This is a genomic window from Massilia sp. BGA-UO-ETr-WB1, from assembly GCF_059567845.1.
On record NZ_JCAQOT010000026.1, the window covers coordinates 443,065 to 469,684 of the forward strand.

Below are 26,620 nucleotides of genomic sequence, written 5' to 3' on the forward strand. Positions count from 1 at the left end.
AAAACGTCAACAGCTCACTGCCCCAGTGGATCGCCATGGGAAAGCGCGAGCCGAGCACGGTGCGCAGCACCGTTTGCAGGCACGCCGGCCACAGCTCGGGCGGCCCCATGCGCGACGCCGTCCAGTCGAAACTGCGCAGGCGTTCGCCGCATTCTCCGCCGCCGTCCAGGAAGGCGGGGCGGCGCGGCAGGGCGGGAGGGGAGGAAGCGTTGGTCATCATTCTGGTGGTTGGCATTGCAAGAAAAACATGCAACCCGCATCATACACTTAGTTGAGGGCATAGTTGACAATCAGCATGCAATCAATGCCGCCGCCCGGCTGCTGCGGAAATACAACGGGCGCTCAAAAAAATGGCAGCACGCGTTGATTTTTGCTGCGGCCGGCATCGTGCCGGTGCTATGCTCACCCCATAGTAAAAAGAAACTTAGCTTTCCTTTTTACCAGACTTGAAGCAACGGTAAGCACTTACAAACAATACTAAGCACCGAATAACGTTCCCTTATGGGAATTCCGCCGCCGTACTCCGCGAGGATCCGCCGGCCTTGAATGCCGCCACCAGTTGGCGGTATTTTTTTTGCTCGTGCTCATCGGATGACTTTCCCTAAGGCATTAGATTGACGCTACAATACTAGCCTACCCTGTAACACTTTCCTGGCTCACCATGTCCGAAGAAAAAACCCTGTCCGCTGTCTCGACCTACAGCAAGGACACCCCTGTCGGCCATCCCGACGTCGACGGCCGCGCTGGCGTATTTGTGCCCACCGACGAGTTCGACCTGGCCAATACCTCCACCATCCGCAAGGGTGCCGGCATCGTCGGTTTCGGCAACCCGGACGGCTCGCTGACAGTGTACTTCGAAGCCAACCGCTTCGACGAAAGCAGCCTGCACAAGTGGGAAAACAAGGCGCGCAAGGCTTACGACCGCATGGTGATGCGGGCGCCGACCGTGTCCAAGGCCAAGATCGACGCGCGCATGCTGGAACAAGTGGGCATTATCGACGGCCTGGGCATCAGCATCAAGCAGCCGGAGCGGCTGCAGCAGTGGCTGGCGCTGTCGAACGCGCTCGACACCGCGCCCGAGGGCGCCGTGGTGCAGTGGAAGAAGTAAGGAAAACAGGACGAGCCATTGTCCTACAAAGGCGAGGACACTCCGCTGATGCCGATATGCATTATTAATGCATAAGATGGTGACATAGCAAACACCAACCAACGGAGCCCGCCATGTCACGCATCTGCCCTCTTACCATCGGTGCCCTGCTGATGGGGCTGGCCAGTGTATCCACCTGGCTGCTGCTGTCCGCCGACGTACTGCACGAAGCGTCCTTCTTCTTCGTCCACTAAGCCTGCGCTTCCCTTAGCGGCGGCGGCCATAGCCGCGATGGCGGTGGCCCCAGTTGCCGAATACAAAGTCCAGTCCTATCGTCACCGGCGGGTAGTAATACGCCGGCGCCGGTGCGTATACCGGCGGCGCCACGTATACCGGGGCCGGCGCATACAGCGGCTCGGTGGTGTACACCACGCGCGGCTGCCGGGTCACCGGTTCGGTGGTGTACTCCGTGCGCGAGGCGCCCGCCGCCGTGCCGCGCTGCACCGGCGTCACCGACACCGTATGCCACTCGTACGGGTTGGCCGGCCTGGGATAGTAAACGGTGGAAGGCTGCGTGGCGCAGCCGGTCAGGGCCGCGACGGCGGCCAGGGCAATAACGGTTTTCATGGGAGACTCCTGTTCCAGGCTTCCACTATAAGAACATTCCGCTTTTCCTGCCGCACTTTTACAGGCTGTTACAACGCTTTGCACAAGCGAAAAAAAACCGGCGCAAGCGCCGGTCCAAATACGCGCCGGCTCAGGCAAGCCGGCGCAGTAACACGAATCCGATTAGTTCACTTAATCCAGTTTCCAGGCGTAGTCCACCTTGGTCCAGGTGGTGTCCGGCTTGCCGTCCTTGGTCCCCGGCTTGAACTTGCACGCGCTCAGCGCCTTGATGGCCGCCTTGTCCAGGTTCTTGAAGCCGCTCGACTTGTCGATCTTGGAATCCAGCACGTCGCCGCCGGCCGACACCTGGAACGACATCGACACGGTGCCCTGCTCCTCGTTCATCAGCGACGCCTTCGGATAGTCGGCCTTGCAATTCTTGCCGTCGAAGCTAGCCGGAACTTCAGCTGCAAAGGCGCTGCCCGATACGAGCACTGCCGCGATAACACCCAACCAACGCTGTTTAGTAGACATCTGATTTCCCCAAGTGCTTTTTTAAATTTACTGGATCAAGGCGCGGCTGGAATTACAGCTTCCAGACGTAATCGACTTTGGTCCAGGTTTGTGCCACGGCGCCATCCTTGGTGCCCGGCTTGAATTTGCAAGCGCTGATCGCTTTGACAGCCGCCTTGTCCAGGTTCTTGTAGCCGCTCGACTTTTCAACTTTCGAGTCCAGCACTTCGCCGCCTGGCGATACCAGGAAGGCCATCGATACCGCACCCTGCTCTTCGTTCAGCAGCGAGGCTTTCGGATATTCGGCGCGGCAGTTCTTGGCGTCGAACACGGCTGGCACTTCAGCGGCGAAGGCGGAGCAGCTCAGCAGAGCGGCGGCGATGAAACTGATCGAATGCTTGGTCATGATATTTTCGTAAGTCCAAAAAGTTTAAAAAACTGTTCGACGGCCGCTCCAGACGCGGCCATCGGGTAATGCCGGCTGCCTTGCTTAGAATTCTTCCCACTCGTCGCCGGCGGTGGCGGCGGCGGCGATCTTCTTCGGCTTGGCGGCGGGTGCTGCAACGGCCTTCTTCAGCGGCGCGCGGGCGGCAGGCTTGGCCACCACCACAGGGGCGGCTGCCCGTACCGGCGCCGGCGCGGCCATGCGCGGCTCGCGCTCTTCATGCTCGGACAGCTTGAAGATCGACACCACGCGGGCCAGTTCGCCAGCCTGGTCTTGCAGGCTCTGCGCGGCGGCGGCGGCTTGCTCCACCAGGGCGGCGTTCTGCTGGGTCATGCTGTCCATCTCGATGATGGACTGGTTGACCTGCTCGATGCCGGCGCTCTGCTCCTGGCTGGCGGAAGCGATTTCGCCCATGATGTCGGTCACGCGGCGCACCGAATCCACCACTTCGTCCATCGTCACGCCGGCCTGGCCGACCAGCTTCGAACCGCGCTCGACTTTCTCCACGGAGTCGCCGATCAGGGTCTTGATCTCTTTCGCCGCGCCGGCCGAACGCTGGGCCAGGTTGCGCACCTCGGAAGCCACCACGGCGAAGCCGCGGCCCTGCTCGCCGGCACGGGCTGCTTCAACCGCGGCGTTCAGCGCCAGGATGTTGGTCTGGAAGGCGATGCCATCGATCACGCCGATGATATCGACAATCTTGTTGGCCGATTCGTTGATCGAGCTCATCGTGTCGACCACCTGCGACACCACTTCGCCGCCCTTGCGCGCCACGTCGGACGCGTTGGCTGCCAGCTGGTTGGCCTGGCGGGCGTTGTCGGCGTTCTGCTTGACGGTCGAGGTCAGCTCTTCCATGGCCGACGCGGTTTTTTCCAGCGACGAGGCCTGCATTTCGGTGCGCGACGACAGGTCGATATTGCCGGCGGCGATTTCACGCGAGGCGGTGCCGATGGTTTCGGTGCCGGTGCGGACCTGGCCCACGATGCCGACCAGGCTGTTGCGCATTTCTTTCATTTCCACCAGCAGGCTGTCCTTGTCGGTGGAGCTGGTGTTGATCGAGATCGACAGGTCGCCGTTGGCGATGCTGCCGGCGATGGAGGCCGTGTAGTCAGGCTCGCCGCCCAGTTGCTTGAGCAGGCCGCGGGTGATGACGACGGCCGCGCCCACGCTGATCACCACGGCCAGCAGGCCCATGAAGATCATGAAGTTGCGCGCGCTCTTGAAACCTTCGGAGGCGTCCACCTGCACTTGCGCGTTCAGCTTGTCTTCCAGCGCGCCCAGCTGGTCCAGCGCTTCCATCCACTTCTTCTGCGGCGGACGGATTTCCTTGATCATCACCTTGGTGGCGGCTTCAGCCTGGTTCGACAGCCACAGCTCGGAAGCCTTGGCGATGGCCGGCATGGTGGCGGCTTCGTGTTCCTTGATGGCGGCCATCAGCGCCTTCTCTTCCGCAGTCGCTTCCAGCGCGAACTGGGCTTCCAGCTTCTTCTGCGCGGCGGCGTACTTGTCGGACAGTTCCTTGATGCGCTTCATTTCCGGTTCCATGTCGGCCGGGTCGCTCATCAGGGTCAGGGTGCGCAGCGAGCTCACGCGCTCGTTGACGTTGTTGCGCATGTCGATCACCAGGCGCGTCACCACATTGTTAAAGCTCACGACGTGGTCCAGGCGGTCCTGGATCTGGGCCATGCGTACGATGCCGACGCCGGTCACGGCGATCAGGAAGAGCAGTACCAACGCAAACCCGAGGCCCAGGCGCGTCCCCACTTTCATTTTTGCTAAATTCATTTCGGCTTCTTTGTAAGTGACACTATTGATAAGAGGTACCCAGGTACGCACCCGCTCGCACACGAGAAAACACCCATTAAATTCCTTGCCGCTGCGCAAGTAATGACAGTAACAAACAATGACTGCGAATGCAAAAATTGCTCTACGGATCGTTACAATGTGTGGTTTTTCAGCGCAAGACGCCACTGGACCGGCCGGATGACCGCGGTGACTATGTGTGTATATTATGAAATTATAGGTGCAAATTTTGCCTCAAAGCAAGCAGAAACTGCCTGCATTTTACGCAACCTAACTTTCTGCGGAGAAAGAGGCGAAATGCAGATTTTGCTTTGGACAAAAGGCCGGGATCAGACCGGCAGTGACAGGCGGGAAGCGGCTTCCAGCAGCAGGTTGGCGTCGCCGAGGGCGAGTTTTTTGGAGTCGGACAGGGTCTGGCGGAACAGGCGCGCGCCCGGCAAGCCTTGCATCAAGCCCAGCATGTGGCGCGTGATGCTGTTCAGCTTGAGGCCGCGCCCGCCCTCTTTCGCCAGCTGGGCCTGGATGTAGGGCACCATGGCCGCCAGCACCTGCTCGCGGGTCCTGGGCGCAGCCGCGTCGCCGTAGTAGCGCTGGTCGAAGGACGCCATCAGGAAGGGGTTATGGTAAGCCTCGCGGCCCAGCATCACGCCATCCACGTGCAGCAGGTGCTGGTCGATCTCGGCCTCGGTCTTGATGCCGCCGTTGATCAGGATCTCGAACTGCGGAAACTCTCGCTTCAGGCGGTAGGCGTACTCGTACTTGAGCGGCGGAATCTCGCGGTTTTCCTTGGGCGACAAGCCCTTCAGGATGGCGTTGCGGGCGTGCACGATGAAGGTGCTGCAGCCGGCCTCGGCCACGGTGCCGACGAAGTCGCGCACGAACCCGTAGCTTTCGCTGTCGTCGATGCCGATGCGGTGCTTGACCGTCACGTCGATGGACACCGCGTCGCGCATGGCTTTCACGCAGTCGGCCACCAGCTGCGGCTCGGCCATCAGGCAGGCGCCGAACGCGCCCTTCTGCACCCGCTCGGACGGGCAGCCGCAATTGAGGTTGATCTCGTCGTAGCCCCACTTCTCGCCCAGCCTGGCGCTGGTGGCCAGGTCGGCCGGGTCGCTGCCGCCCAGCTGCAGCGCCACCGGGTGCTCTTCCTCGTTGAAGCGCAGGTGGCGCTCCACGTCGCCATACACCAGGGCGCCGGTGGTCACCATCTCCGTGTACAGCCAGGTGTGCCTGGTGATTTCGCGGTGGAACACGCGGCAGTGGCGGTCGGTCCAGTCCATCATCGGCGCGACGGACAGGCGGCGGCTCGGCAGCTTGCGGGCAGCGGTGGTGTCGGCGGTCGGAGCGGTGATGGTGGTCATGTCGGCAACAGTCGGGGAATCGGAAGGGGGCCGTCATTATACAGCGGAAGCAAGGGCTGCGCCCGCCAGGGCTTTGTCGCTTAAATAGAACATCGCCCCTGCGCGGTTACAAAAAAGTTTGGTGCATGCAAGTCACCGGGCCGCCGTTTGCCGGCCGGCCAAACTGCGCCCTGCCCGGCGCCGGCCTCTCATAGGGGATTTTACATTCCAACCTCCCATGGCCACCATCTGTTACAAGTTTCTCATAGGAAGATGCCCTGATCATGCAGAAACTTGGTTACAAATTTCTTACAATTGTTACCTGTGCAGGCTTTGACACGCTTATCGGCTCTCCCTAAAGTCGGCTCACACCCGCTTAAGCATTTCTTAAGTTTGATGCTTCGGCAACCCCGGCGGGTGTAACTGTCAGTCTTATCCCATCAACTAACAAAGGAATGGTTATGACACAGAAGAAAGCACTGCTCGCAGTATTGCTGGCCCTGGCTACCGGCGCTGCCAGCGCCGCGCCGGCCAGCGCCACGGTGGATTTTTCCAAAGGCGAGGAAGGCTGGTTCGGCATGCAGCCGGCCGACGGCAACGGCGGCTCCGGCATCGACACCGGCCTGGGCCACGGCGCGCCCGCCTATCGCACCACCATGGAGAACTTCGGCATCGACTGGCGCAACAACAGCAACGGGGCCTTCCTGGGCGACTACACCAAGTCGCGCAGCGTCACGCTGGGGCTGGACGTGTCGGCCATGTCGATCCAGTACTTCGGGCAGGAAGTGACGCGCAGCCTGGTGGTGGAGCTGCGCGACTACGACAACAAGCCGGCCGACCTGCCCTACACCAGCGTGTGGTTCGACCTGGGCACGCTGGACGCGGGCAATAGCGACTGGCGGCACTTCTCGGTGACCATCGCCGACACCTCGTCCTCGCTGCTGCCTGCCGGCTGGGGCGGCTACGGCGCCGAAGACGGCAGCGGCGCGCCCATGCTGCCGGGCGGGCGCAGCTTCGCCAGCGTGCTGTCCAGCGTGGACGAGATCGTCTTCACCACGCTGAAGCCCGGCTACGCCTACGGCTTCACCAACTTCGACGTGGCCATCGACAACGTCAGCATCACGGCCGTGCCCGAGCCGTCCACCTACGGCATGCTGCTGGGCGGCATGGGCCTGCTGGGCGTCATCGCGCGCCGCAGGCAGCGCAGCGATAAAGCCCAAGCCGAGGCTTAAACCGTGAGCGGGGCGCGGCTGGCGCCGGCCGTGCCCCGCTTCAATCGAGATGCAGCTGTTCGTGCGGCAGCAGGTCTTCCGGGCCGAGGTCCTGGTGCAGCGGGATGTAGAAGCCCAGGCGGCGGCCGCGGTGGAAGATGCCGCGCAGGCGGTTGCACACGTCCCAGACTCTGCCGTAGTGGTCGCCCACGTCCACCACCGCCCAGGGGCTGTCCGGCTCGCCCTCGCGCACCAGGCGCACGTTGCGCACGTCGAAAAATTGGCCCAGGCCCTGCCCCACGCTGTGCTCGCTGGCGTCGCCGTGCAAGCCGGTCAGGATGATCTGCATGCTGTCCTCCTCAAGCGATGATGTTCAGGCCGCCGTCCACGTAGACGGTGCTGCCGGTGAGCCGTTTGGCGTACGGCGAGGCCAGGTAGGCGCAGGTGTTGCCGACGTCGAAGATGTCCACCAGTTCGCCGATCGGCGCGCGCGCCACCGCGTCGCTCAGCAGCAGGTCGAAGTCCTTCAGGCCGGATGCCGCGCGGGTTTGCAGCGGACCGGGCGAGACGGCGTGCACGCGGATGCCCTGCGGCCCCAGCTCGTGCGCCAGGTAGCGGCAGGACGCTTCCAGCGCGGCTTTCACCGGGCCCATGACGTTGTAGTTGGGGACCACCTTGTCGGCGCCGTGATAGCTCATGGCGAACATGGCGCCGCCCTCGCTCATCAGCGGCGCGGCCAGTTTGGCCATGCGCACGAAGGAGTGGCAGGACACGTTCATGGCCTGCAGGAAGCCGTCCAGCGAGCAGTCCAGCAGGCCGCCTTGCAGATCGGCCTTGGGCGCGTAGGCGATGGAGTGCACCAGGATGTCCAGGCTGCCCCAGCGCTCGGAGATGGCGGCAAACACGGCCTCCAGCTGGCCGGGCTGGGACACGTCCAGCGGCAGCAGCAGGGCCGCGTCCAGTTCTTCGGCGATCGGGTCGACGTAGGGCTTGGCCTTGTTGTTCAGATAGGTCAGCGCCAGGTCCGCGCCCAGTTCGCGGAACACCTTGGCGCAGCCGTAGGCGATGGAGTGCTCGTTGGCCACGCCAACCACCAGCGCGCGGCGCCCGGCCAAAATCGGATAAACAGTGTCGACGCTCATGCTAAGCCTCCAGCAGGGATTGCGCGTGGCGCGCGATCATCAGTTCTTCGTTGGCGGGGACCACCCAGACCGGCACCGCACTGCCCGCCGCGCTGATGCGGAAGGCGCCCGCGCTGGCTTCGTGCCCGGCCAGGCTGCCGATCAGGTTGGCGGCCTCGTCCATCTGCACGCCGAGCCAGGCCGCGTCGCGGCAGACGGCGCTGCGCAGCGACGCGCTGTTCTCGCCGATGCCGCCCGAGAACACGATGCCGTCGAGCCCGCCCAGCGCGGCCGCCAGCGAACCGAGTTCGCGGCCGATGCGGTACACCATCAGGTCGATGGCCAGCCTGGCGCGCGGGTCGCCGCTCTGCTCCAGCGTGCGCATGTCAGACGAAATGCCGGACACGCCCAGCAGTCCGGATTGCTGGTACAGCAGGCGCTGGATATCGTCCGGCGCCATCTTCAGTTCATCCATCAGGTACAGCACCACGCCGGGATCGACGCTGCCGCAGCGCGTGCCCATCGGCAGGCCGTCGATGGCGGTGAAGCCCATGGTGCTGGCCACGCTGCGTCCGCCGTGCATGGCGCACATGCTGGCGCCGTTGCCCAGGTGCGCCGCCACCACGCGCCCGGCGGCCAGCGGCGCGGCGAACCGCGCGGCGGCGGGCGGCACGCCGCCCAGCAACACGGGCACCGGGCCGGCCTGCGGTTCGGCCGGCGCCGCCAGCACCGCCTGCGCCTGATCCAGCGCAGGCAGCACGCCGGCGATGTATTCGTAGGAAAGCCCGTGGAAACCGTAGCGCCGCACGCCGCGCGCGGTGATCTCGGGCGGCAGCGCGAACGCTTGCGCCAGCGGCGGCTGCGCGCTGTGGAAGGCGGTGTCGAAGCAGCCCACCTGCAGCACTTGCGGCGCCAGCGCGAAAATGCTGCGCACCGGCGCCAGGTTGTGCGGCTGGTGCAGCGGCGCCAGCGGCACCAGCTTGTCCAGCCGCGCCAGCGCCTCGGCGTCCAGCTTCACCGGCCCGCTGAAGTCGCTGCCGCCGTGGACAATCCGGTGGCCTATCGCCGCCACGCGGAGCCCTTGCAGATGGCCCTGCGCGTACGCCACCAGGTAGCGCATGGCTTCGTCGTGCGCCAGCGGCGCGCCCGGCCACACATGCTCGGCCGACGGCTGTCCGGCCCCGTCGAAGGCGGCGAAACGGGTCTGGCCCGCATACAGGTTTTCTATCTTGCCCCTGGCCCGCAGTTGCAAGTCCCCGCCCGCATACATCGAGAACTTGATGCTGGACGAGCCGGCGTTGATGACGATGACCGCATCGTCCGCGCGCATGGCCGCCATCGGCTAGCTCCCCAGCAGCTTGGCGCCGGCCAGCTTGCTGTGCGCGATCAGCGCCGCCACCGCGCACGACGCCAGCCGCGCCTGCACCGAGTCCGCGCGGCTGGTCAGTATGATCGGCACGCGCGCGCCCAGCACGATGCCGGCCGCGTCCGCGCCGGCCATGAAGGTCAGGCTCTTGGCCAGCACGTTGCCGGTCTCCAGGTCCGGCACCAGCAGCACGTTGGCGCGCCCCGCCACCGGCGACAGCAGCTGCTTGACCTGCGCCGCTTCCAGGCTGACCGCATTGTCCAGCGCCAGCGGGCCGTCCAGCAGCGCACCGGTAATCTGGCCCCGGTCCGCCATTTTGCACAGCGCCGCCGCTTCGATGGTGGACGGGATTTTGGGGTTGACCGTTTCCACCGCCGACAGGATGGCCACGCGCACTTCCTCGAACCCCAGGATGTGCGCCAGGTCGATGGCGTTCTGCGCGATGTCCACCTTGTCCGCCAGCGTGGGCGCGATGTTGACGGCGGCGTCGGTGACGATCAGCGGCTCGGGAAAACCCGGCACGTCCATGATGAAACAGTGGCTCAGGCGGCGCGCGGTGCGCAAGCCGCCTTCGGTCTGCACCACGGCGGCCATCAGTTCATCGGTATGCAGGCTGCCCTTCATCAGCGCCGCCGCGTGGCCCTCGCGCACCAGCTGCACGGCGCGCTGCGCCGAGGCGTGGCTGTGCTCCGTGGCCACGATGGCCAGGCTCGAGATGTCCAGGTCCGCTTCGGCGGCGGCGGCGCGGATGCGCGCCTCCGGGCCCACCAGGATGGGCGCCATCAGCCCCAGCCGCGCCGCGCCCAGCGCGGACTCCAGCGCGTTGCGGTCGCAGGGGTGGGCCACCGCCACCACCGGCGCCTCCACCGCCTGCGCGGCGGCGATCAGCCTGTCGTAATGCGCATGCGCGCGGCCGCCGGCCGCCGCAGTGCTCATGCCTGCTCCTGGTGCGCCAGCCTGGCCGCCGGCGGCGTTGCCGCCACCGCAGCCGCCAAGTTCAGCGCCGCCCCGGCCGGGGTGCTGAACGCCGTGGCCACGCGCTCCATGCGCTCGGCCGCTTCGCCGCTCAGGGCACCGGCCGCGCCGGCCACCTGGCGCACCACGTCCAGCGCCCGCGCCCGCTCGTCCTGCTCCTGCGGCAGCAAGGCCGGCAGCGCCGCGAAACCGGCCGCCTCGTCCCACGACAGGATCTGCGCCTGCTGCTGCACCAGTTCCTTGAAGTGCGTCAGCGTCATCAGCTGGCCGGCGCGCGAATGGGCGCGCAGCTCGCGCAGCGTAGCGTAGGCGCGCTCGTCGGCCGCGCGCAGCTCGGGCGCCCGGAACACGTACAGCAGCGCGCGCACGATGGCTTCCACCGTGCCGCCGATGGCGGCCTGCTCCACCAGCTTGGCGCGCGCCGACGCCGCCACCGTTTCGCGCGCGATGTCGCGCCCCAGCTGGCGCACGCGCTGGTCGTCCGCGCGCAGGCCCACCAGCGCCTGCAGCACCGGCGAACCATAGAGGTTCATGAAGTAGCGCTCCACCGCGCTGTCGCGCAGGTCGCGGTACTGGTCCAGCGCCGCCACGATCTGGCGCGAGAACGCTTCCTGCATGGCGATGAAGATATTGTCCGGCGCCGCCGGGCGGCGCTCGGCGCGCACCCGCTGCGCCAGCCTGTCGATGCCGTACAGCAGCGGGTTCTTGCTGGAATAGACGCGGTAGCGCAGCCGGTAGGGATGCAGCTGGCGCAGCGCCTCGGCGCCCTGCTCGTTCATGGCCGAACGCAGCAGCGGGCTGACGAAAGTGCGGTACAGGCCCACGTTCACGTCCGACACCCGCGCCACGGCGGCGAAGCGGCGCTCGTCCTCGGCGTCGTTGCCGCCCAGCGCGCGCAGGTCGTCCAGGAAGCGGCGCTCGAAGCGCATCACGTAATTGCCGGTGGCCAGCGCCGCGTTCAGCGTGTCCGGCGTCTTCTCCAGGAACACCGCTTCGTACAGGCCGGGCGGCAGCACGTCGATCAGGTCCATGGCCGAGGTGAATTCCTCGTGCTCCTTGTTGGCCACCGTGGCCGACACGAAGATGCCCAGGTGGCCGATGGTTTCGTGCATGGCGTAGATGATGGTCTGGCCGCTCATGGCCAGCGCCTCGTCGTCCTGGTACATGTCCAGCACCCAGCCCAGCGCCTGGTGCGGCGGCGTGATGTCGTCGCCCCAGGAGCAGAACACCACGATGGGCGACTTCACGTTGCGCAGGTCGATGCGGCGCCCGGTGGAGTCGTGGATGGAGCCGGAACTGAGGCGGTTACCGACGAACAGATTGTCGGCGATGTACTGCATCTCGGGCGCGTTCAGCAGCACCGGGTTGCCCCACCATTTCTCGAACTCGAGGAAGCGCTGCGCCTCGCTGTCCACCTGCGCGTACACCTTGTACTCCTTCTTCCACCAGGTGTTGGCCGGGTTCATGCTCTCGAAGTTGCTGACCAGGTGGGCGCCGTCGAACACGCCGTTGCCCAGGTCGCCGGACAGCGCGGTCAGCCAGGTGCCGCCCAGCACCCCGCCCAGGTAGCGCAAGGGGTTCTTGCCGTGCACCCCGTTCCAGTAGGACAGCGGCGCGCCGGCCAGCACCAGCGGCCCGGGCAGGTCCGGGTTCAGCGCGGCCGTCATCATGATCTGCCAGCCGGCCTGGCAGTTGCCGATCAGCGCCGGCTTGCCGTCCGCGTCGGGGTGCAGCTCGGCCACCCTGGCGATGAAGCGCGCCTCGGCGCGGCACACGTCCTCGATGGTCTGGCCGTGCACCGGCTGCGGCAGGAAGCCGACGAAATAGCAGGGATGGCCGGCGCGCAGCACCACGCCGATTTCGCTGTCGTGCTTCATGCCGCCGATGCCGGGGCCGTGCCCGGCGCGCGGATCGAACACGATGAAGGGCCGCCGGCTGGCGTCCACTTCCACGCCGTCCGGCGGGCGGATCTTCAGCAGGCCGTAGTTGACCGGGCGTTCCAGGTCGCGGCCGTCGAGCACCACGTCGAATTCAAAGTTCAGCACATGGGGCGCGGCCTGCGCAACGCTTTCCACATGGTCGTCGCCGCGCTGGCGCAGCACGTCCATGAACAGCACGGAACGCTGCCAGGCGTCGATCCAGTACTCGCCGGCCTGCCGGGCGATGTCGAAGGGCGTGCCGGGCCAGGCCGGCTGGAATACATTGGTTCTATCGTTCACGCTGAATCCCCTTTTGCTGTGTGCACTGCACAATTGAGCTTCCGGACTGTAATCCAGTATATCAGCAATAGAAAAACAACAATTAACCAGCTCGCTATGGTGCGCCGCAAAAGAAAAAACCGCCGCCCCTTGCGGGTGCGGCGGTTTTTCCTGGAACTCAGCGATTACGCTTCGCGGGAAGCTTTTTTACGCTCGTGCTCTTTCAGGAAGCGCTTGCGCAGACGGATCGATTTCGGGGTGATTTCCACCAGTTCGTCGTCGTCGATGAACTCGACTGCATATTCCAGCGACATCTGGATCGGCGGCACCAGGCGCACGGCTTCGTCGGTACCCGACGAACGCACGTTGGTCAGCTGCTTGCCCTTGATCGGGTTAACCACCAGATCGTTGTCGCGCGAGTGGATGCCGATGATCATGCCTTCGTACACCGGGTCGTTGTGGACCACGAACATGCGGCCGCGATCCTGCAGTTTCCAGATGGCGTAGGCCACGGCGGCGCCGTCGTCCTGCGAGATCAGCACGCCGTTGCGGCGGCCGCCCAGTTCACCCTTGGAGTTGTCCACAGGGCCGTAGGCGTCGAACACGTGGCTCATCAGGCCGGTGCCGCGGGTCAGGGTCATGAATTCGCCCTGGAAGCCGATCAGGCCGCGCGCAGGGATGCGGTATTCCAGGCGCACACGGCCTTTGCCGTCCGATTCCATGTTCTGCAGGTCGCCACGGCGGCGGCCCAGTTCTTCCATCACGCCGCCCTGGTTGACTTCTTCCACGTCGACGCTCAGCTGTTCAAACGGCTCGTGGCGCACGCCATCGACCATCTTGAACACCACGCGTGGACGGGACACGGCCAGCTCGAAACCTTCGCGGCGCATGTTTTCGATCAGGATGGTCAGGTGCAGTTCGCCGCGGCCCGATACTTCGAACGTGGTGTCGTCGTCGGTCGGGGCAACGCGCAGCGCCACGTTGGCTTTCAGTTCCTTGTCCAGACGGTCGCGCAGCTGGCGCGAGGTGACGAACTTGCCTTCGCGGCCGGCCAGCGGCGAGTTGTTGACCATGAAGTTCATGGTCAGGGTCGGCTCGTCGACGGTCAGCATCGGCAGCGCTTCCGGGGTGTCCGGTGCGCACACGGTCGAGCCGATGCCGATTTCTTCGATACCGTTGATCAGGATGATGTCGCCGGCGACGGCTTCGTCAACCAGCACGCGCTCCAGGCCCTTGAAGTTCAGCACCTGGTTGATGCGGCCTTTTTGCGGGGTGGTGCCTGGACCGTTCATGAACACGACGTCCTGGCCGGCCTTGACGCGGCCGCGGGACACGCGGCCGATGCCGATCTTGCCGACGTAGGACGAGTAGTCCAGCGAGGTGATTTGCATCTGCAGCGGGCCGTCCGGATTGTCGTCGCGCACCGGCACGTATTTCAGGATGGCGTCGAACAGCGGCTTCATGTCGCCGCCGCGCACGTCGTCGGTCATGCCGGCGTAGCCGTTCAGGCCCGATGCGTACACGATAGGGAAGTCCAGCTGCTCGTCGGTTGCGCCCAGCTTGTCGAACAGTTCGAAGGTCTGGTTGATGGCCCAGTCGGCGCGCGCGCCCGGACGGTCGATCTTGTTGACCACGACGATCGGCTTCAGGCCCAGGGCCAGCGCCTTGCGGGTCACGAAGCGGGTCTGCGGCATCGGGCCTTCCTGCGCATCGATCAGCAGCAGAACCGAGTCCACCATCGACAGCACGCGCTCCACTTCGCCGCCGAAGTCGGCGTGGCCCGGGGTGTCGACGATGTTGATGTGGGTGCCTTCGTATTCGACGGCGCAGTTTTTCGACAGAATCGTAATGCCGCGCTCTTTTTCGAGGTCATTCGAGTCCATCACGCGGGTATCGACCGCCTGGTTTTCACGGAAGGTACCGGACTGCTTCAGCAGCTGGTCCACGAGGGTGGTTTTGCCGTGGTCAACGTGGGCGATGATGGCGATATTGCGAATTGCGCGTTTAGTATTAGACATAGTCGTTATATTTACAGAAAAACTGCGGAGTGAATGCGAATGCGGTCACTGGAACCCACTATTATAGCATGTTGCAGCGCAAGACTAAGCTCGATGCTTAATTATTGAAGCTGATCAGCCGTTCCGGGGCCAGGATGTCGTACTCGCCCAACTGGGCGGTGCCGAGCAGCTTGTCGCCCAGGTAGACGCGCACGCGGCCGGGCACCTGCTCCAGCCTGGGCGGCGTGACAGCCGGCTCTTTGCCCAGCGGCAGGCGCTGGCCGTTCAGGAAGCGCTTGGCCAGCTCCTCGGTCAGCTGCACCGGCGGGAAGGACGACAGCAGCGCATCGACCGGCGCCAGCAGGGCCAAAGGCGCGGCATGCGCGGCCACCTCCTCCAGCGTCACCACGTCCTTCATCACCAGCTCGCCGACCTGGATGCGGCGCAGCGCGTTCAAATGCGCGCCGCAGCCCAGGGCCGCGCCGATGTCCTCGCCCAGCACGCGGATGTAGGTGCCCTTGCTGCACTTGACTTCCAGCTTCAGGAACGGCGCCTCGTAGCTGATGAATTCCAGCTTGTGGATGGTGACCGGGCGCGCTTCGCGCTCCAAGGTCACGCCGGCGCGCGCGTATTCATACAGCGGCTTGCCGTCGCGCTTCAGGGCCGAATACATCGGCGGCACCTGCTCGATGGGGCCGCGGAAGCGTTCCAGCACGGCCTCGATCTGCTCGCGCGTGACGTTCACCTCGTGCGTCTCGATGACCTGGCCTTCGGTGTCGCCGGTGTCGGTGCGCTGGCCCAGGTGCACGGTGGTCAGGTAGGTCTTGTCGGCCTCCAGCAAGTCCTGCGAGAACTTGGTGGCTTCGCCGAAGCACAGCGGCAGCAGGCCGGTGGCGAACGGGTCCAGCGTGCCGGTGTGGCCCGCCTTCTTCGCGTTCAGCATGCGCTTGGCCTTGATCAGCGCGTCGTTGGAGGACAGGCCGACCGGCTTGTCCAGCAGCAGCACGCCATCGACGATGTCGCGCACGCGTTTTACTTTGGCTTGATTCATTAAGCTCCGCCGTTACCCTTGTCGCCGTCATCGGCGGCGTCGCCCTCGTCGTCCAGCGAGCGGGTCGAGTTGGCCTGGTCGATCAGCGCCGACAGCTCCATGCCGCGCGAGGCCGACATGTCGTGGTGGAAGTGCAGCGACGGCAGCGTGTGGATGTGCAGGCGCTTGCCCAGCATGTTGCGCAGGTAGCCGGAGGCCGCGTTCAGGCCGGCCAGCGTGTTCTTCACGGTTTCCGGATCGTCCTTCAGCATCGTGAAGTAGATCTTGGCGTGCGCGTAGTCCGGCGTGAGCTGCACTTCGGACAGCGTGATCATGCCCACGCGCGGATCCTTCAGCTCGTAGGCGATCAGTACCGACAGGTCCTTCTGGATCTGGTCGGCGACGCGCAAGCCGCGCGCGGGGATGGTTTTGCTATGTTTTGCCATGATGCGTTACCTAAAAAAATTGGCGGGCCAATAAAACCGGGGACGCTCCCCGGTTTCACTGACCCGCCAGTGCGCCGAACCGCTATTACAGCGTACGGGCGATTTCCTGCACTTCGAACACTTCCAGGGTGTCGCCAACCTGGATGTCGTTGTAGTTCTTCAGCGACAAGCCGCATTCCAGACCGGCGCGGACTTCTTTCGCGTCGTCCTTGAAGCGCTTGAGCGAGTCGATCTCGCCGGTCCACACCACGATGTTGTTGCGCAGCAGACGGACCGAGGAAACACGCTTGACCACGCCGTCGGTAACCAGGCAGCCCGCAATCGCGCCGACCTTGGAAACCAGGATGACCTGGCGTACTTCGACCTGGCCGGTGACCTGCTCGCGGCGCTCCGGCGCCAGCATGCCGGACAGCGCTGCCTTCACCTCTTCGATCGCGTCGTAGATGATGTTGTAGTAGCGGATGTCCACGCCGTTCGACTCGGCCAGCTTGCGCGCCTGTGCATCGGCGCGGGCGTTGAAGCCGATGATGACCGCTTTCGAGGCCACCGCCAGGTTGACGTCCGATTCCGTGATGCCGCCCACCGCTGCGTGCACAACCTGCACCCGCACTTCGGAGGTCGACAGCTTCTGCAGCGAGGACACCAGCGCCTCCTGCGAACCCTGCACGTCGGTCTTGACGATCAGCGGCAGGTTCTTCACTTCGCCTTCGGCCATCTGTTCGAACATGTTCTCCAGCTTGGCCGCCTGCTGCTTGGCCAGCTTCACGTCGCGGAACTTACCTTGACGGAACAGGCCGATCTCGCGGGCTTTGCGCTCGTCCGCCATGACCATCACTTCTTCGCCGGCGGCCGGCACTTCGGTCAGACCCTGGATTTCTACCGGGATCGATGGGCCGGCTTCAGCCACTGCCTTGCCGTTCTCGTCCAGCATGGCGCGCACGCGGCCATACGAGGAACCTGCCAGCACGACGTCGCCGCGCTTCAGCGTACCGGACTGGACCAGGATGGTGGCCACAGGACCCTTGCCTTTGTCCAGACGGGCTTCCACCACCAGGCCGCGCGCCGGCGCGTCGACCGGTGCTTTCAGTTCCAGCACTTCGGCTTGCAGCAGCACTTGCTCCAGCAGGTCGTCGATGCCCTGGCCGGTCTTGGCCGACACCGGCACGAACGGCGAATCGCCGCCGTATTCTTCCGGCACCACTTGTTCGGAGATCAGCTCCTGCGTCACGCGCTCCAGGTTGCCGCCCGGTTTGTCGATCTTGTTGATCGCCACCACCAGCGGTACGCCTGCAGCTTTCGCGTGGGCGATCGCTTCCTTGGTCTGCGGCATCACGCCGTCGTCCGCCGCCACCACCAGGATGACGATGTCGGTAGCCTTGGCGCCGCGGGCACGCATGGCCGTAAAGGCTTCGTGGCCCGGGGTGTCCAGGAAGGTGATGATGCCGCGCGGCGTTTCGACGTGGTATGCGCCGATGTGCTGCGTAATGCCGCCGGCTTCGCCGGACGCCACTTTGGCGCGGCGGATGTAATCCAGCAGCGAGGTCTTGCCGTGGTCGACGTGACCCATGACGGTCACCACCGGTGCGCGCGAGGTGGACTCGAAGTGAGCGTGCTCACCCTGGTCGGCCAGCAGCGCTTCCGGATCGTCCTCGGCGGCAGGGTGGGCTTTGTGGCCCATCTCTTCCACCAGGATCATCGCGGTTTCCTGATCCAGCACCTGGTTGATGGTGCACATCTGGCCCAGCTTCATCAGCTGCTTGATGACCTCGGACGCCTTGACGGACATCTTGTGCGCCAGTTCGGCCACGGTGATGGTTTCCGGCACGTGCACATCTTTGACGATGGCTTCGGTCGGCGCCTGGAAGTTGGTCTCGCGGTCATCCGCGTGCGAACCGCCACGGCGGCCGCCACGGCCACCGCTGCGCCAGCCGTCGCGGCCGCCGGTCGAACCGGTGTTGCCGCCACGGCCTTTGCCCGCGCCGCCGCCAGGGGCGCCGCGCTTCTTGGCGTCGTCCTGCCAGGTCGACGACACATTGGCCGACTTGATGGACTTCTTGTCGCCGACGGCAGGCTTCTTGTCGCCCGGCTTGTCAGTGGCCGGCTTCTTGTCGGCAGGCTTGTGCAGCGTGCCTTCAGCGGTCTTGGCCTTGACGGCGACCGGCGCCGGGGTTGGTTCCGGAGCTTTGATGGCGCGGCGCGGCGCGTTCATCATGGCCTTGATCTGGGCCACTTCGTCGGCCACGGCCTTGCGTGCGCGCTCGGTGGCGGCAGCGCGCTCGGCGGCTTCCTTGTTGGCCAGTTCGGCGGCCTTCTTCGCTTCTTCAGCGGCAGCGGCTTTCTTCGCTTCGGCGGCGGCGTCGACCACGACAGGCGCTGCGGCTGCGGCGGCTGGCTTGTCGGCGGCGGCCTTGGCTGCTGCTGCGGCTTTCTTGGCTTCGGCTTCGGCGGCTTTCTTCGCTTCGGCTTCGGCGGCGGCGGCGGCTTGCGCCTGCTCGGCCTTTTCCGATTCCAGCTTGGCCAGGCGTTCCTGCTTTTCGCGCAGTTCCGCTTCCTGGCGGGCGATCAGCTCGGCCTGCTTGCGGGCATCTTCCTCGCGGCGCGCCACTTCGGCGGCGTCCACTACCGGCGCGGCTGGCGCGGCGACAGGGGCCGGCTCGTCGCGCTGGACGAAGGTGCGTACTTTCTTGACCGCTACCTGGATGGTGCGGGATTTGCCAGTGGCGTCAGCCTGCTTGATCTCGGTGGTTTCCTTGCGGGTCAGCGTGATCTTTTTCTTTTCTGTGTCCGCAGCTGCGCCGTGGGTGCGGCGCAGATGTTCCAGCAACTTATCCTTATCATCTTTCGACAATGGATCTGACGTCGAACTTTTTTCGACGCCAGCAGAACGCAGCTGCGTCAGCAGCAAATCTGCAGGCATCTTCAGTTCGGTGGCAAATTGGGCTACGTTGTTACTCGCCATTCAGTCCTCTTTTCTATGTGTCGCGGAGATGATAAAGATACTCAAATTATGCCTTTGCGGATTCGGCCGCCGACCAGGCTTTGGCTTGCAGGGCCTTGGCGCGGTCGTCGTACTTCGAGTCAACCAACTTCATCTCATCGTCGGTCACATCTTCAAATTCACTTGCAATCAGTGCACGGGCACGGTCGGCGGACAGGGCCAAAATGGCGCCAAATTCGTCGTAAGCCAGTGCGGCAAAAGCTTCCACAGTCTTGATACCAGCCAGACCCAGCTTGCCGGCGGTGATACGGTCCATGCCTTCCAGACCAACCAATGCCTCGTCCATGCCTTCCAGACCTTCTTCCGAGGCGATCGCCTCGGTCACCAGCGCATCGCGTGCGCGGGTCCGCAATTCATTGACGGTATCTTCGTCGAACGCATCGATTTCCAGCATTTCGGAGATCGGCACGTAAGCAATTTCTTCCAGGCTGGCAAAGCCCTCTTCCACCAGGATGTCGGCCACTTCCTGGTCGACGTCCAGTTTTTCCATGAACAGCGCGCGGATCGCGGCGGTTTCCTGGGCTGCCTTGTCGGCCGATTCTTCGGCCGTCATGATGTTGATCTTCCAGCCGGTCAGTTCGGCGGCCAGGCGCACGTTCTGGCCCGAGCGGCCGATGGCGATGGCCAGGTTTTCCTCGTCCACCACCACGTCCATGGCGTGCTTCTCTTCGTCGACCATGATCGACGAGACGTTGGCCGGGGCCAGCGCGCCGATGACGAACTGGGCCGGATCTTCCGACCACAGCACGATGTCCACGCGCTCGCCGCCCAGCTCGCCGGTAACAGCTTGCACGCGCGAACCGCGCATGCCGACGCAGGTGCCGATCGGGTCGATGCGCTTGTCGGCCGTGTAGACGGCGATCTTGGCGCGCACGCCGGCGTCGCGGGCGGCGGATTTAATTTCCAGCATGCCCTGCTCGATTTCCGGCACTTCCAGCTCGAACAGCTTCATGATGAAGTCGGGAGCGGTACGCGACAGGATCACCTGCGGGCCGCGCATATTGCGGTCCACGCGCAGGATGAAGGCACGCACGCGGTCGCCGATGCGCAGATTTTCCTTCGGGATCATCTGGTCGCGCGGCAGGCGCGCTTCGATCTTGCCCGATTCCACGATGGCGTCGCCGCGCTCCATGCGCTTGATGGTGCCGGTCACGAGCGAGTCGCCGCGCTCCAGGAAGTCGGCCAGGATCTGTTCGCGCTCGGCATCGCGCACGCGCTGCAGCACCACTTGCTTGGTGTCCTGCGCGAAGCGGCGGCCGAATTCAACCGATTCGATCGGCTCTTCGATGTGGTCGTCCACTTCGATGTCGGGGATCTGTTCTTTTGCTTCGAACAGCAGCACTTCCTGGTCAGGCAGCTGCAGGCCCGCTTCGTCGGGCACCACGTGCCAGCGGCGGAAGGATTCGAACTCACCCGAATCGCGGTCGATCGAAACGCGGATGTCGACCTCGCCTTCGTAGCGCTTCTTCGTGGCTTGCGCCAGCGCGAACTCCAGCGCACCAAAGACCACGTCCTTGTCGACGTTTTTTTCACGCGCCAGCGCGTCCACCAATAACAAAACTTCGCGACTCATGCTTTGCGTCCCTTAAAATCCACCTGCGGCACCAAGCGTGCCTTATCCATATCGGCGAGCGTAAACTCCAACAGCGCCGGACCATCTTTACCTTCAAACTCCAACGCCAGCTGATCGCCCTGCGGTTCCTGCAGCACGCCCTCGAAGGACTTGCGGTTGGAAGTGCCTGGCATGGCGACCTTCAGCTTGACGATGGCTTCGCAACCTGCGAAACGGGTGAAATCTTCCAGTTTGCGCAGCGGCCGATCCAGGCCGGGCGACGAAATCTCCAGCCGCTCGTAGTTGACGTTTTCGACCGTCAGCACATGGCTCAGCTGGTGGCTGACCGTGGCGCAGTCTTCAACCGTGATCGGGCCTTTTTCGGCCGCATCCGCCGCGCTGAAATCGATATAGACGCGCAGCAGTCCGCGCTCGGCCCGTTCGACATCAACCAGCTCGTAGCCCAGACCGGCGACGGTCTTTTCAATTAGTTCCGGCAGTTGCAAAAAAATTCTCCGCTAAAAACGGTTCACCAAAAAAAAAATGGGCAATTGCCCATCTTCTTGTATTCCAATCCAGATGAAAGCACACTCAGCGTTAAAACCTGCGTATCACTTTTCTAGGCTGGTCATTATAACCGCCAATTGACTTCGCTGCAATGCCACATACCACAGTGGACGCGCAAACAACAATCAAATCCGCCAAAAAACCCGGCCGGCAGGCCGGGTTTTGTTGCATCAACCCTTGCGGCGGCGCGGCATGCCGTGGTCGGAAGCGCCGCCGCGCGGCTGCTGGTTGCCGCGGCGCGGGCCGCCGGCGTTGCCGAAGCCGAAGGTGGTTTGCAGCGGATCCGGCTGGCGCGGGCCTTTCGGCCCCTTGCCGCCACCGGCGGCCTGGCCGCCCTGGCCACGGCCCAGACCGCCCTGCGCGCCGCCCGCGCCGCCCGGACGGCCGGAGCCTGGACGGCCCGAACCGCCACCCGGACGGCCGAAACCGCCGCCCTGGCCGGCGCCGAAATAGGCGCCCTGGCCACGGCCCTGGCCGCGTGGTGCTTGCGGGAACGGATCGGCGTTCTTGTTGCTGACGTCCATGCGGTTGCCGTTCGGCTCGCCGTCATCGTGCTCGTCGCGGTCGCGGCGCGGCTTCGGGTTGCCGCGCTGGCCGCCCTGGGCCTGCGCCGGCCCCTGGCCTTGACCCTGGCCACGGCCGCCCTGCGCGCCTTGCGGACGCTTTTGCCCGCCCTGGCCGCCTTGCGCACCCTGCTCGCCCGGCTGCTTTTTCTCCACGCCGTACGCGGCCAGCAGGTCGCGCACGGTGTTTTCTTCCATTTCTTCCCAGCGGCCGCGTTTCAGGTCGCTTGGCAAGGTCATCGCGCCGTAGCGGGTACGGATCAGGCGCGACACGGTCAGGCCGATGGCTTCGAACATGCGGCGCACCTCGCGGTTGCGGCCCTCGCTGATCACCACGCGGTACCAGCGGTTGATGCCCTCGCCGCCACCGTCGGCGATCTTGGAGAAGTTGGCCATGCCGTCTTCCAGCTCCACGCCGGCCAGCAGCTTCTGGCGCATGCCCTCTTCCAGCGTGCCCAGCGTACGCACCGCGTATTCGCGGTCGATGTTGTAGCGCGGGTGCATCAGGCGGTTAGCCAGGTCGCCGGAGGTGGTAAACAGCAGCAGGCCTTCGGTGTTGAAGTCCAGGCGGCCGATGGCCAGCCATTTGCCGGCCTTCATGGTCGGCAGGCGGTCGAACACCGACGGACGGCCGTCCGGATCGTCGTGCGACACGATTTCGCCGGCCGGCTTGTGGTACACCAGCACGCGCGGCGGCTTCTTGCTCACCTTGCGCTGGATCAGCTTGCCGTTGATGCGCACCGCGTCGGTCGGCAGGATGCGCTGGCCGATGTGGGCCGGCTCGCCGTTCACCGACACGCGGCCGGCAACGATCAGGTCTTCCATGTCGCGGCGCGAGCCCAGGCCTGCCTCGGCCAGCACTTTGTGCAGCTTCGGCGCGTCGTCGTCGGCGGTCAGGTCGCGGCGCACCGCCTTGGCTGGCGCGCGGCCTTTGCCGTCTTCGCGGTCGAAGGCGTCGGAGGTGGCGTAGGCGAAAGCGGCGTCGGCGTCGCTCAGCTTGGCGCCAGCCTGGCCGGCTTGCGCACCCTGGCCGCGCTGCTTGCCCTTCTTCTTGTTCTTGTTGCGGCCTTCGTTGCGCGGACCGCGCTCGTGGCGCTGGCCTTGGCCTGCTGCGGCCGGGGCTGCGCCCTCGCCTTCAGCGGTGCCTGCCTGCGGGGCCGCGGCTGCGGCGCCTTCGGCACTTTCGGTACCAGCAGCACCGGCAGCAGCCGGGGCTGGCGCCGGACGGCTGGCTTCGCGCACGGCGCGCAGTTCGCGCATCTGGCGCGGACCGCGTGGACGGCGGTCGGACTTGTCATGCTTGCCCTGCGCGGCGTCGGCGGCCGGAGCGTCGCCGGATGCGGCTTGCGCGGCTGCTTCAGCGGAAGCGGCGGCTGGCGCGTCGGCTTTCGGCTTTTTGGCGCGCGGCGCCTTGGCCGGGGCTGCTTCGCCGGAGGCGGCCGGGGCGGCAGCCGGAGCGGCGGCGGAAGCGCCGGCATCGGCGCCTTCAGCGGCGGCTTTGACCGGCTTGGCGCGCGGCTTCTTCACGGGCGCGGCGGCGTCGCCGGCGGCCGGCGCAGCGGCGTCGCCGGCGGCGTCGGCCTTGGTTTTGCGTTTCGGTTTCGCAGTCTCGCCGGCGGCTTGCGCGGCGTTGTCGGCTTCGATCTGGGCTTTGGTGCGGCGCTTAGGCTTGGCAGCCGCGTCGGCGGCGGGTGCGCCGGCGACAGTCTCTGGGGTATCAGTGTTGTTCATTATTCATTTCTTGGTTGGGCTCAGCATCAACCGTCGTTTCTGGCGCAAGGGCGTGAGCCGGTGCCTCATTGATGGGCGGCGCGGCGTGTTGCGCCGCTTTGTCAAAGTTCTCCTGCAGGGCTGCTTCCAGCGCTTCCATGTCTGGCGCGCCACCCCGCATGTCGCTGATTTGCTGCAAAGGCGGCAGCTGGGACAGCGAATTGAGTCCCAAATCATCCAAAAAGTGCTTGGTGGTGCCCAGCAGGGCTGGCCGTCCCAGCACGTCACGGTAGCCGACCACGTCGACCCAGCCGCGGTCTTCCAGCATCTTGATCGTCTGCGAATTCACGGCCACGCCGCGAATCTCCTCGATATCGCCGCGCGTCACAGGCTGGCGGTAGGCAATGATGGCCAGCGTTTCCAGCGTCGCGCGCGAGTACTTCTGCGGCTTTTCCGGGCTCAGGCGGTCGAGATACAGCTTCATCTCGGGCCGGCTCTGAAAACGCCAGCCGCTGGCCAGACTGACGACCTCGATGCCACGGCCGTCCCAGTCCTGCCTTAATTCTTCCAGTATTTCCTTGATCGTATCGGTGCCCAGGCCGTCGTTGCGTGGCCGGCCCTGATCGTCCAGTTCGACAAACAGCTTTTTCAAACTGTGAATCGACAGAGGCTCATGCGCGCATAGCAAAGCGGTTTCGAGGACTTTTTTCGCCTCAACTGTATTCATAGCTATCTTGTGTTTGCAATAAATGCAAGGTGCGCCCGGCCTATGCGCGCTGGGCAGGGGCAGTACCGATGGGGATGGAGGTGTCAGGTCCAACTGCGGCAATTGTACCTGATAAAACTACGAAACGGATAATTTGTCCAGTCAAGCGGAATAAGAATTACGCCGAGGCAAGTCGTTCATTTAATATTGCCGAAACACCAACGAAGGCCGGGTATTCCGCCGTGATGACGAACGTGGGGATGCGCGCCAGGTACTGCGCGAAGCGGCCCTTCTGCTCGTAGCGCGCGCGGAAACCGGAACGGTCGAAGCGCGCGCCCAGGCGCGGCACGATGCCGCCGCCTATATATATGCCGCCCTGCGCGCCCAGGGTAACGCCCAGGTTGCCGGCCACGGTGCCCAGCATGCAGCAGAACGCTTCCACCGCGTCGTCGCACAGCGCGCATTCGCCGTCCAGCGCGCGGCGCACGATTTCCGGCACCGCCAGCGGCTCGGCGGCCAGGCCGCGATGGTGGCGCAGCGCGCGGTAGATCAGTTCGATGCCCACGCCGGACATCAGGCGCTCGGCCGACACATGCTCGAACTCGGTCCACGCGTATTGCAGGATCGCGACTTCGGTCGGATTGACCGGCGAGAAGCTGACATGGCCGCCCTCGCTCAGCAGCGCGGTCCAGCCGCCGTCCTTGGCGGGGATCAGCCCCGAGACGCCGAGGCCGGTGCCGGCGCCGATCAGGCCCAGCGGCGCGCCGGCTTGCGCCGTGCCGCCGCCCACCTGGCGCTTCTGCTCATCCGACAGGAAAGGCAGCGAGCTGGCCAGGGCCGTGAAGTCGTTCACCACCGCCAGCACCTCGAAGCCGCAGCCGGTGCGCAGCGCCTCGATCGAGAACGCCCAATGGTGATTGGTCATGCGCACGAAATCGCCCGTCACCGGGTTGGCGATGGCGATGGCGCCGTGGCGGATGCCGGCGCCGCCGGCCGCTGCCACCACGGCAGCCACCTCGGGCAGCGCCAGGTAGGCGCGCAGCGCGTCGGCCAGCGACGGATAGTCCGCACAGGCCAGCACGTTGATGTGGGCGACGCTGCCAGGAGCCACTTCCAGTGCAAAACGGGCATTGGTGCCGCCCACGTCCGCCAATAAACGCGGGCCGCCGGGGAAGCCGGAATGTTGAGGGGAAGTAGGCTGGACAGTCATGATGGCAAAAAAATAGTTGAGGCCTTAGCTTAATGGAAATCTCAACTCCCGCGCAAGCCCTCTTTGTAGTTTTGGTACATTTTCAGACGCACTTGGTACAAAAACTAACGCTTCGCAATAAATCAACCGTAGTATGACTACCCCGCAAAAGCAAAAAACCCCGGCCGAAGCCGGGGTTTTTGACGGTGCGGGGCCTGCTCAGCCGTGGGAGGCAGTGACGGCGGAGTCGGCGGAATCCTCCCCATCGCGCGGGCGGCGCAGCTCGTGGGCGAATGCGGTGTTCCACGCATCGAGCCCGCCGTGCAGCGGCCGCGCATAGCTGTAGCCGCGCGCATGCATCTGCTTGGCCACATGGGCGGCCGTCACGTCGTTCGGGCAACTGCAGTAGACGATGATGTGGCGGTCCTTCGGCAGCGCGGCGATCACGCCCAGCGGATCGCCATTGACCAGCAGCGCGCCCGGCACGGCCGGCTCCAGCATCTGCGCCGTGGCGCTGCGGGCGTCCACCATCACCGGCGCGTGGCCGTCCATCAGCAGCTGCTTCAGCTCGTCGACGGTGATGCGCTCCATCTGCACGGCCTGCTGGAAGCGCTTGCGCTCCACGTATTTGTACAGGATGAACAGCACCAGCAAGGCGCCCAGCACGGTCAGCGCGGTGCCGCCCATGGTGGACAGGATGTCCAGCACGTCGTCGATGCTCTGGTGGAAATAGGCGCCGATGCCGATGCCGGTGCCGCACCAGATCAGCCCGCCCGGCACGCTGAAGCCCAGGAAACGCGGATACGACGTGCCCATGGCGCCCGACATCGGCGGCGCGATGGTGTTAAAACCTGGAATGAACTTGGCGACCAGCAGCGACTTCGGCCCCCAGCGGCGGAAATTGTCCTCGGTCTGGCTGACGCAGTAGTCCGGCGACAACGAAATGCGGCACAGCAGTTTCAGGATGCGCTTGCCATAGCGCCGCCCGGCGCGGAACCAGAAAAAGTCGCTCACCGAGCAGGCCAGCAGCGCCGCGGCCAGCACGCCGCCCCAGTGCAGCTCGCCGTTCGCGGCCAGCGCGCCGGAGACGATCAGCAGCGGAAACGCGGGGATGGGCAAACCCATCTGTTCGATCAGCACGATCGCAAACACGATGAACACACCGTATTCCTGCAGCAATGAGAGTAAGTTCGCCAT

The 26,620-nt window shown here is 64.9% G+C and carries 23 protein-coding genes; 3 read left to right on the forward strand and 20 right to left on the reverse strand.

Annotation, left to right across the window (positions count from 1 at the left end; genetic code table 11):
- Positions 1-234 precede the first annotated feature (234 nt).
- Together AC56DV_RS24460 and AC56DV_RS24465 are read left to right on the forward strand one after the other, a co-directional pair.
- On the forward strand, positions 235-450 hold the full coding sequence (locus AC56DV_RS24460) for a hypothetical protein (RefSeq protein WP_496316816.1): 216 nt from the start codon (positions 235-237) through the stop codon (positions 448-450).
- Between the two features lie 211 nt (positions 451-661).
- Positions 662-1,108 carry a hypothetical protein gene (locus AC56DV_RS24465; protein ID WP_496316817.1) on the forward strand — a complete coding sequence of 149 codons (447 nt, stop codon included), beginning with the start codon at positions 662-664 and terminating at the stop codon, positions 1,106-1,108.
- 246 nt (positions 1,109-1,354) lie between these two features.
- On the opposite strand, the gene AC56DV_RS24470 is transcribed toward AC56DV_RS24465, so the two are convergent.
- The 5 genes from AC56DV_RS24470 to dusA all read right to left on the reverse strand — a co-directional run bounded on the left by AC56DV_RS24470 (position 1,355) and on the right by dusA (position 5,815).
- Entirely contained in the window at positions 1,355-1,714 is a 360-nt protein-coding gene (locus AC56DV_RS24470) for a hypothetical protein (RefSeq protein WP_496316818.1), read from the reverse strand.
- 171 nt (positions 1,715-1,885) lie between these two features.
- The gene (locus tag AC56DV_RS24475) at positions 1,886-2,227 is read right to left on the reverse strand and encodes an energy transducer TonB (protein ID WP_496316819.1); all 342 of its coding nucleotides are present in this window, start codon (positions 2,225-2,227) and stop codon (positions 1,886-1,888) included.
- 52 nt (positions 2,228-2,279) lie between these two features.
- Positions 2,280-2,612: an energy transducer TonB gene (locus tag AC56DV_RS24480; RefSeq protein WP_496316820.1), complete on the reverse strand. Its 333-nt coding sequence runs from the start codon at positions 2,610-2,612 to the stop codon at positions 2,280-2,282.
- A gap of 84 nt (positions 2,613-2,696) precedes the next feature.
- A complete protein-coding gene (locus AC56DV_RS24485) occupies positions 2,697-4,436 on the reverse strand; it encodes a methyl-accepting chemotaxis protein (protein ID WP_496316821.1) in 1,740 nt (579 codons plus the stop codon).
- Between the two features lie 347 nt (positions 4,437-4,783).
- The gene (gene dusA, locus AC56DV_RS24490) at positions 4,784-5,815 is read right to left on the reverse strand and encodes a tRNA dihydrouridine(20/20a) synthase DusA (RefSeq protein ID WP_496316822.1); all 1,032 of its coding nucleotides are present in this window, start codon (positions 5,813-5,815) and stop codon (positions 4,784-4,786) included.
- Positions 5,816-6,255: 440 nt separating this feature from the next.
- Between dusA and AC56DV_RS24495 the strand changes: the two genes are divergently transcribed.
- A complete protein-coding gene (locus tag AC56DV_RS24495; RefSeq protein ID WP_496316823.1) occupies positions 6,256-7,026 on the forward strand; it encodes a PEP-CTERM sorting domain-containing protein in 771 nt (256 codons plus the stop codon).
- Positions 7,027-7,066: 40 nt separating this feature from the next.
- On the opposite strand, the gene AC56DV_RS24500 is transcribed toward AC56DV_RS24495, so the two are convergent.
- From AC56DV_RS24500 to AC56DV_RS24570, 15 genes are all read right to left on the reverse strand, one after another.
- Complete coding sequence (locus AC56DV_RS24500) at positions 7,067-7,354, reverse strand: RNA-binding protein (RefSeq protein WP_496316824.1); 288 nt, start codon at positions 7,352-7,354, stop codon at positions 7,067-7,069.
- Positions 7,355-7,364: 10 nt separating this feature from the next.
- The gene (fabI, locus tag AC56DV_RS24505; RefSeq protein WP_496316825.1) at positions 7,365-8,147 is read right to left on the reverse strand and encodes an enoyl-ACP reductase FabI; all 783 of its coding nucleotides are present in this window, start codon (positions 8,145-8,147) and stop codon (positions 7,365-7,367) included.
- Between the two features lies 1 nt (position 8,148).
- Entirely contained in the window at positions 8,149-9,456 is a 1,308-nt protein-coding gene (locus tag AC56DV_RS24510; RefSeq protein WP_496317281.1) for an acetate/propionate family kinase, read from the reverse strand.
- Between the two features lie 12 nt (positions 9,457-9,468).
- On the reverse strand, positions 9,469-10,428 hold the full coding sequence (locus AC56DV_RS24515; RefSeq protein ID WP_496316826.1) for a phosphate acetyltransferase: 960 nt from the start codon (positions 10,426-10,428) through the stop codon (positions 9,469-9,471).
- On the reverse strand, positions 10,425-12,686 hold the full coding sequence (locus tag AC56DV_RS24520) for a DUF3141 domain-containing protein (protein WP_496316827.1): 2,262 nt from the start codon (positions 12,684-12,686) through the stop codon (positions 10,425-10,427). The genes AC56DV_RS24515 and AC56DV_RS24520 overlap by 4 nt, the downstream gene beginning before the upstream one ends.
- A gap of 164 nt (positions 12,687-12,850) precedes the next feature.
- Positions 12,851-14,683, reverse strand: a complete 1,833-nt coding sequence (gene typA, locus AC56DV_RS24525; protein WP_496316828.1) for a translational GTPase TypA — start codon at positions 14,681-14,683, stop codon at positions 12,851-12,853.
- A gap of 97 nt (positions 14,684-14,780) precedes the next feature.
- Positions 14,781-15,713 carry a tRNA pseudouridine(55) synthase TruB gene (gene truB, locus AC56DV_RS24530; RefSeq protein WP_496316829.1) on the reverse strand — a complete coding sequence of 311 codons (933 nt, stop codon included), beginning with the start codon at positions 15,711-15,713 and terminating at the stop codon, positions 14,781-14,783.
- Entirely contained in the window at positions 15,713-16,138 is a 426-nt protein-coding gene (gene rbfA / locus AC56DV_RS24535) for a 30S ribosome-binding factor RbfA (protein WP_496316830.1), read from the reverse strand. Before rbfA ends, truB begins: the two co-directional genes overlap by 1 nt.
- An 85-nt stretch (positions 16,139-16,223) precedes the next feature.
- Positions 16,224-19,097, reverse strand: a complete 2,874-nt coding sequence (gene infB / locus AC56DV_RS24540) for a translation initiation factor IF-2 (RefSeq protein ID WP_496316831.1) — start codon at positions 19,095-19,097, stop codon at positions 16,224-16,226.
- Positions 19,098-19,143: 46 nt separating this feature from the next.
- A complete protein-coding gene (gene nusA, locus AC56DV_RS24545; RefSeq protein WP_056399544.1) occupies positions 19,144-20,709 on the reverse strand; it encodes a transcription termination factor NusA in 1,566 nt (521 codons plus the stop codon).
- Entirely contained in the window at positions 20,706-21,194 is a 489-nt protein-coding gene (gene rimP, locus AC56DV_RS24550) for a ribosome maturation factor RimP (protein ID WP_056399542.1), read from the reverse strand. Before rimP ends, nusA begins: the two co-directional genes overlap by 4 nt.
- A gap of 231 nt (positions 21,195-21,425) precedes the next feature.
- On the reverse strand, positions 21,426-23,549 hold the full coding sequence (locus tag AC56DV_RS24555) for a pseudouridine synthase (protein ID WP_496316832.1): 2,124 nt from the start codon (positions 23,547-23,549) through the stop codon (positions 21,426-21,428).
- A complete protein-coding gene (gene scpB / locus AC56DV_RS24560; protein WP_496316833.1) occupies positions 23,536-24,255 on the reverse strand; it encodes an SMC-Scp complex subunit ScpB in 720 nt (239 codons plus the stop codon). The genes AC56DV_RS24555 and scpB overlap by 14 nt, the downstream gene beginning before the upstream one ends.
- A gap of 157 nt (positions 24,256-24,412) precedes the next feature.
- On the reverse strand, positions 24,413-25,444 hold the full coding sequence (locus tag AC56DV_RS24565) for a glucokinase (RefSeq protein ID WP_496316834.1): 1,032 nt from the start codon (positions 25,442-25,444) through the stop codon (positions 24,413-24,415).
- A 198-nt stretch (positions 25,445-25,642) separates the two neighbouring features.
- Positions 25,643-26,620, reverse strand: coding sequence for a VTT domain-containing protein (locus AC56DV_RS24570; RefSeq protein ID WP_496316835.1), 978 nt, complete (start codon positions 26,618-26,620; stop codon positions 25,643-25,645).

What these genes read in the sequence shown, in the direction of transcription:
- AC56DV_RS24555 (WP_496316832.1), bottom strand. Translation starts at nt 23,549, where the DNA reads ATGAACAACACTGATACCCCAGAGACTGTCGCCGGCGCACCCGCCGCC.
- AC56DV_RS24510 (WP_496317281.1), bottom strand. Translation starts at nt 9,456, where the DNA reads ATGCGCGCGGACGATGCGGTCATCGTCATCAACGCCGGCTCGTCCAGC.
- AC56DV_RS24570 (WP_496316835.1), bottom strand. Translation starts at nt 26,620, where the DNA reads ATGGCGAACTTACTCTCATTGCTGCAGGAATACGGTGTGTTCATCGTG.
- AC56DV_RS24485 (WP_496316821.1), bottom strand. Translation starts at nt 4,436, where the DNA reads ATGAATTTAGCAAAAATGAAAGTGGGGACGCGCCTGGGCCTCGGGTTT.
- AC56DV_RS24475 (WP_496316819.1), bottom strand. Translation starts at nt 2,227, where the DNA reads ATGTCTACTAAACAGCGTTGGTTGGGTGTTATCGCGGCAGTGCTCGTA.
- AC56DV_RS24495 (WP_496316823.1), top strand. Translation starts at nt 6,256, where the DNA reads ATGACACAGAAGAAAGCACTGCTCGCAGTATTGCTGGCCCTGGCTACC.
- AC56DV_RS24480 (WP_496316820.1), bottom strand. Translation starts at nt 2,612, where the DNA reads ATGACCAAGCATTCGATCAGTTTCATCGCCGCCGCTCTGCTGAGCTGC.
- nusA (WP_056399544.1), bottom strand. Translation starts at nt 20,709, where the DNA reads ATGAGTCGCGAAGTTTTGTTATTGGTGGACGCGCTGGCGCGTGAAAAA.
- typA (WP_496316828.1), bottom strand. Translation starts at nt 14,683, where the DNA reads ATGTCTAATACTAAACGCGCAATTCGCAATATCGCCATCATCGCCCAC.
- dusA (WP_496316822.1), bottom strand. Translation starts at nt 5,815, where the DNA reads ATGACCACCATCACCGCTCCGACCGCCGACACCACCGCTGCCCGCAAG.
- rbfA (WP_496316830.1), bottom strand. Translation starts at nt 16,138, where the DNA reads ATGGCAAAACATAGCAAAACCATCCCCGCGCGCGGCTTGCGCGTCGCC.
- fabI (WP_496316825.1), bottom strand. Translation starts at nt 8,147, where the DNA reads ATGAGCGTCGACACTGTTTATCCGATTTTGGCCGGGCGCCGCGCGCTG.
- scpB (WP_496316833.1), bottom strand. Translation starts at nt 24,255, where the DNA reads ATGAATACAGTTGAGGCGAAAAAAGTCCTCGAAACCGCTTTGCTATGC.
- AC56DV_RS24565 (WP_496316834.1), bottom strand. Translation starts at nt 25,444, where the DNA reads ATGACTGTCCAGCCTACTTCCCCTCAACATTCCGGCTTCCCCGGCGGC.
- AC56DV_RS24465 (WP_496316817.1), top strand. Translation starts at nt 662, where the DNA reads ATGTCCGAAGAAAAAACCCTGTCCGCTGTCTCGACCTACAGCAAGGAC.
- AC56DV_RS24500 (WP_496316824.1), bottom strand. Translation starts at nt 7,354, where the DNA reads ATGCAGATCATCCTGACCGGCTTGCACGGCGACGCCAGCGAGCACAGC.
- infB (WP_496316831.1), bottom strand. Translation starts at nt 19,097, where the DNA reads ATGGCGAGTAACAACGTAGCCCAATTTGCCACCGAACTGAAGATGCCT.
- truB (WP_496316829.1), bottom strand. Translation starts at nt 15,713, where the DNA reads ATGAATCAAGCCAAAGTAAAACGCGTGCGCGACATCGTCGATGGCGTG.
- AC56DV_RS24515 (WP_496316826.1), bottom strand. Translation starts at nt 10,428, where the DNA reads ATGAGCACTGCGGCGGCCGGCGGCCGCGCGCATGCGCATTACGACAGG.
- AC56DV_RS24470 (WP_496316818.1), bottom strand. Translation starts at nt 1,714, where the DNA reads ATGAAAACCGTTATTGCCCTGGCCGCCGTCGCGGCCCTGACCGGCTGC.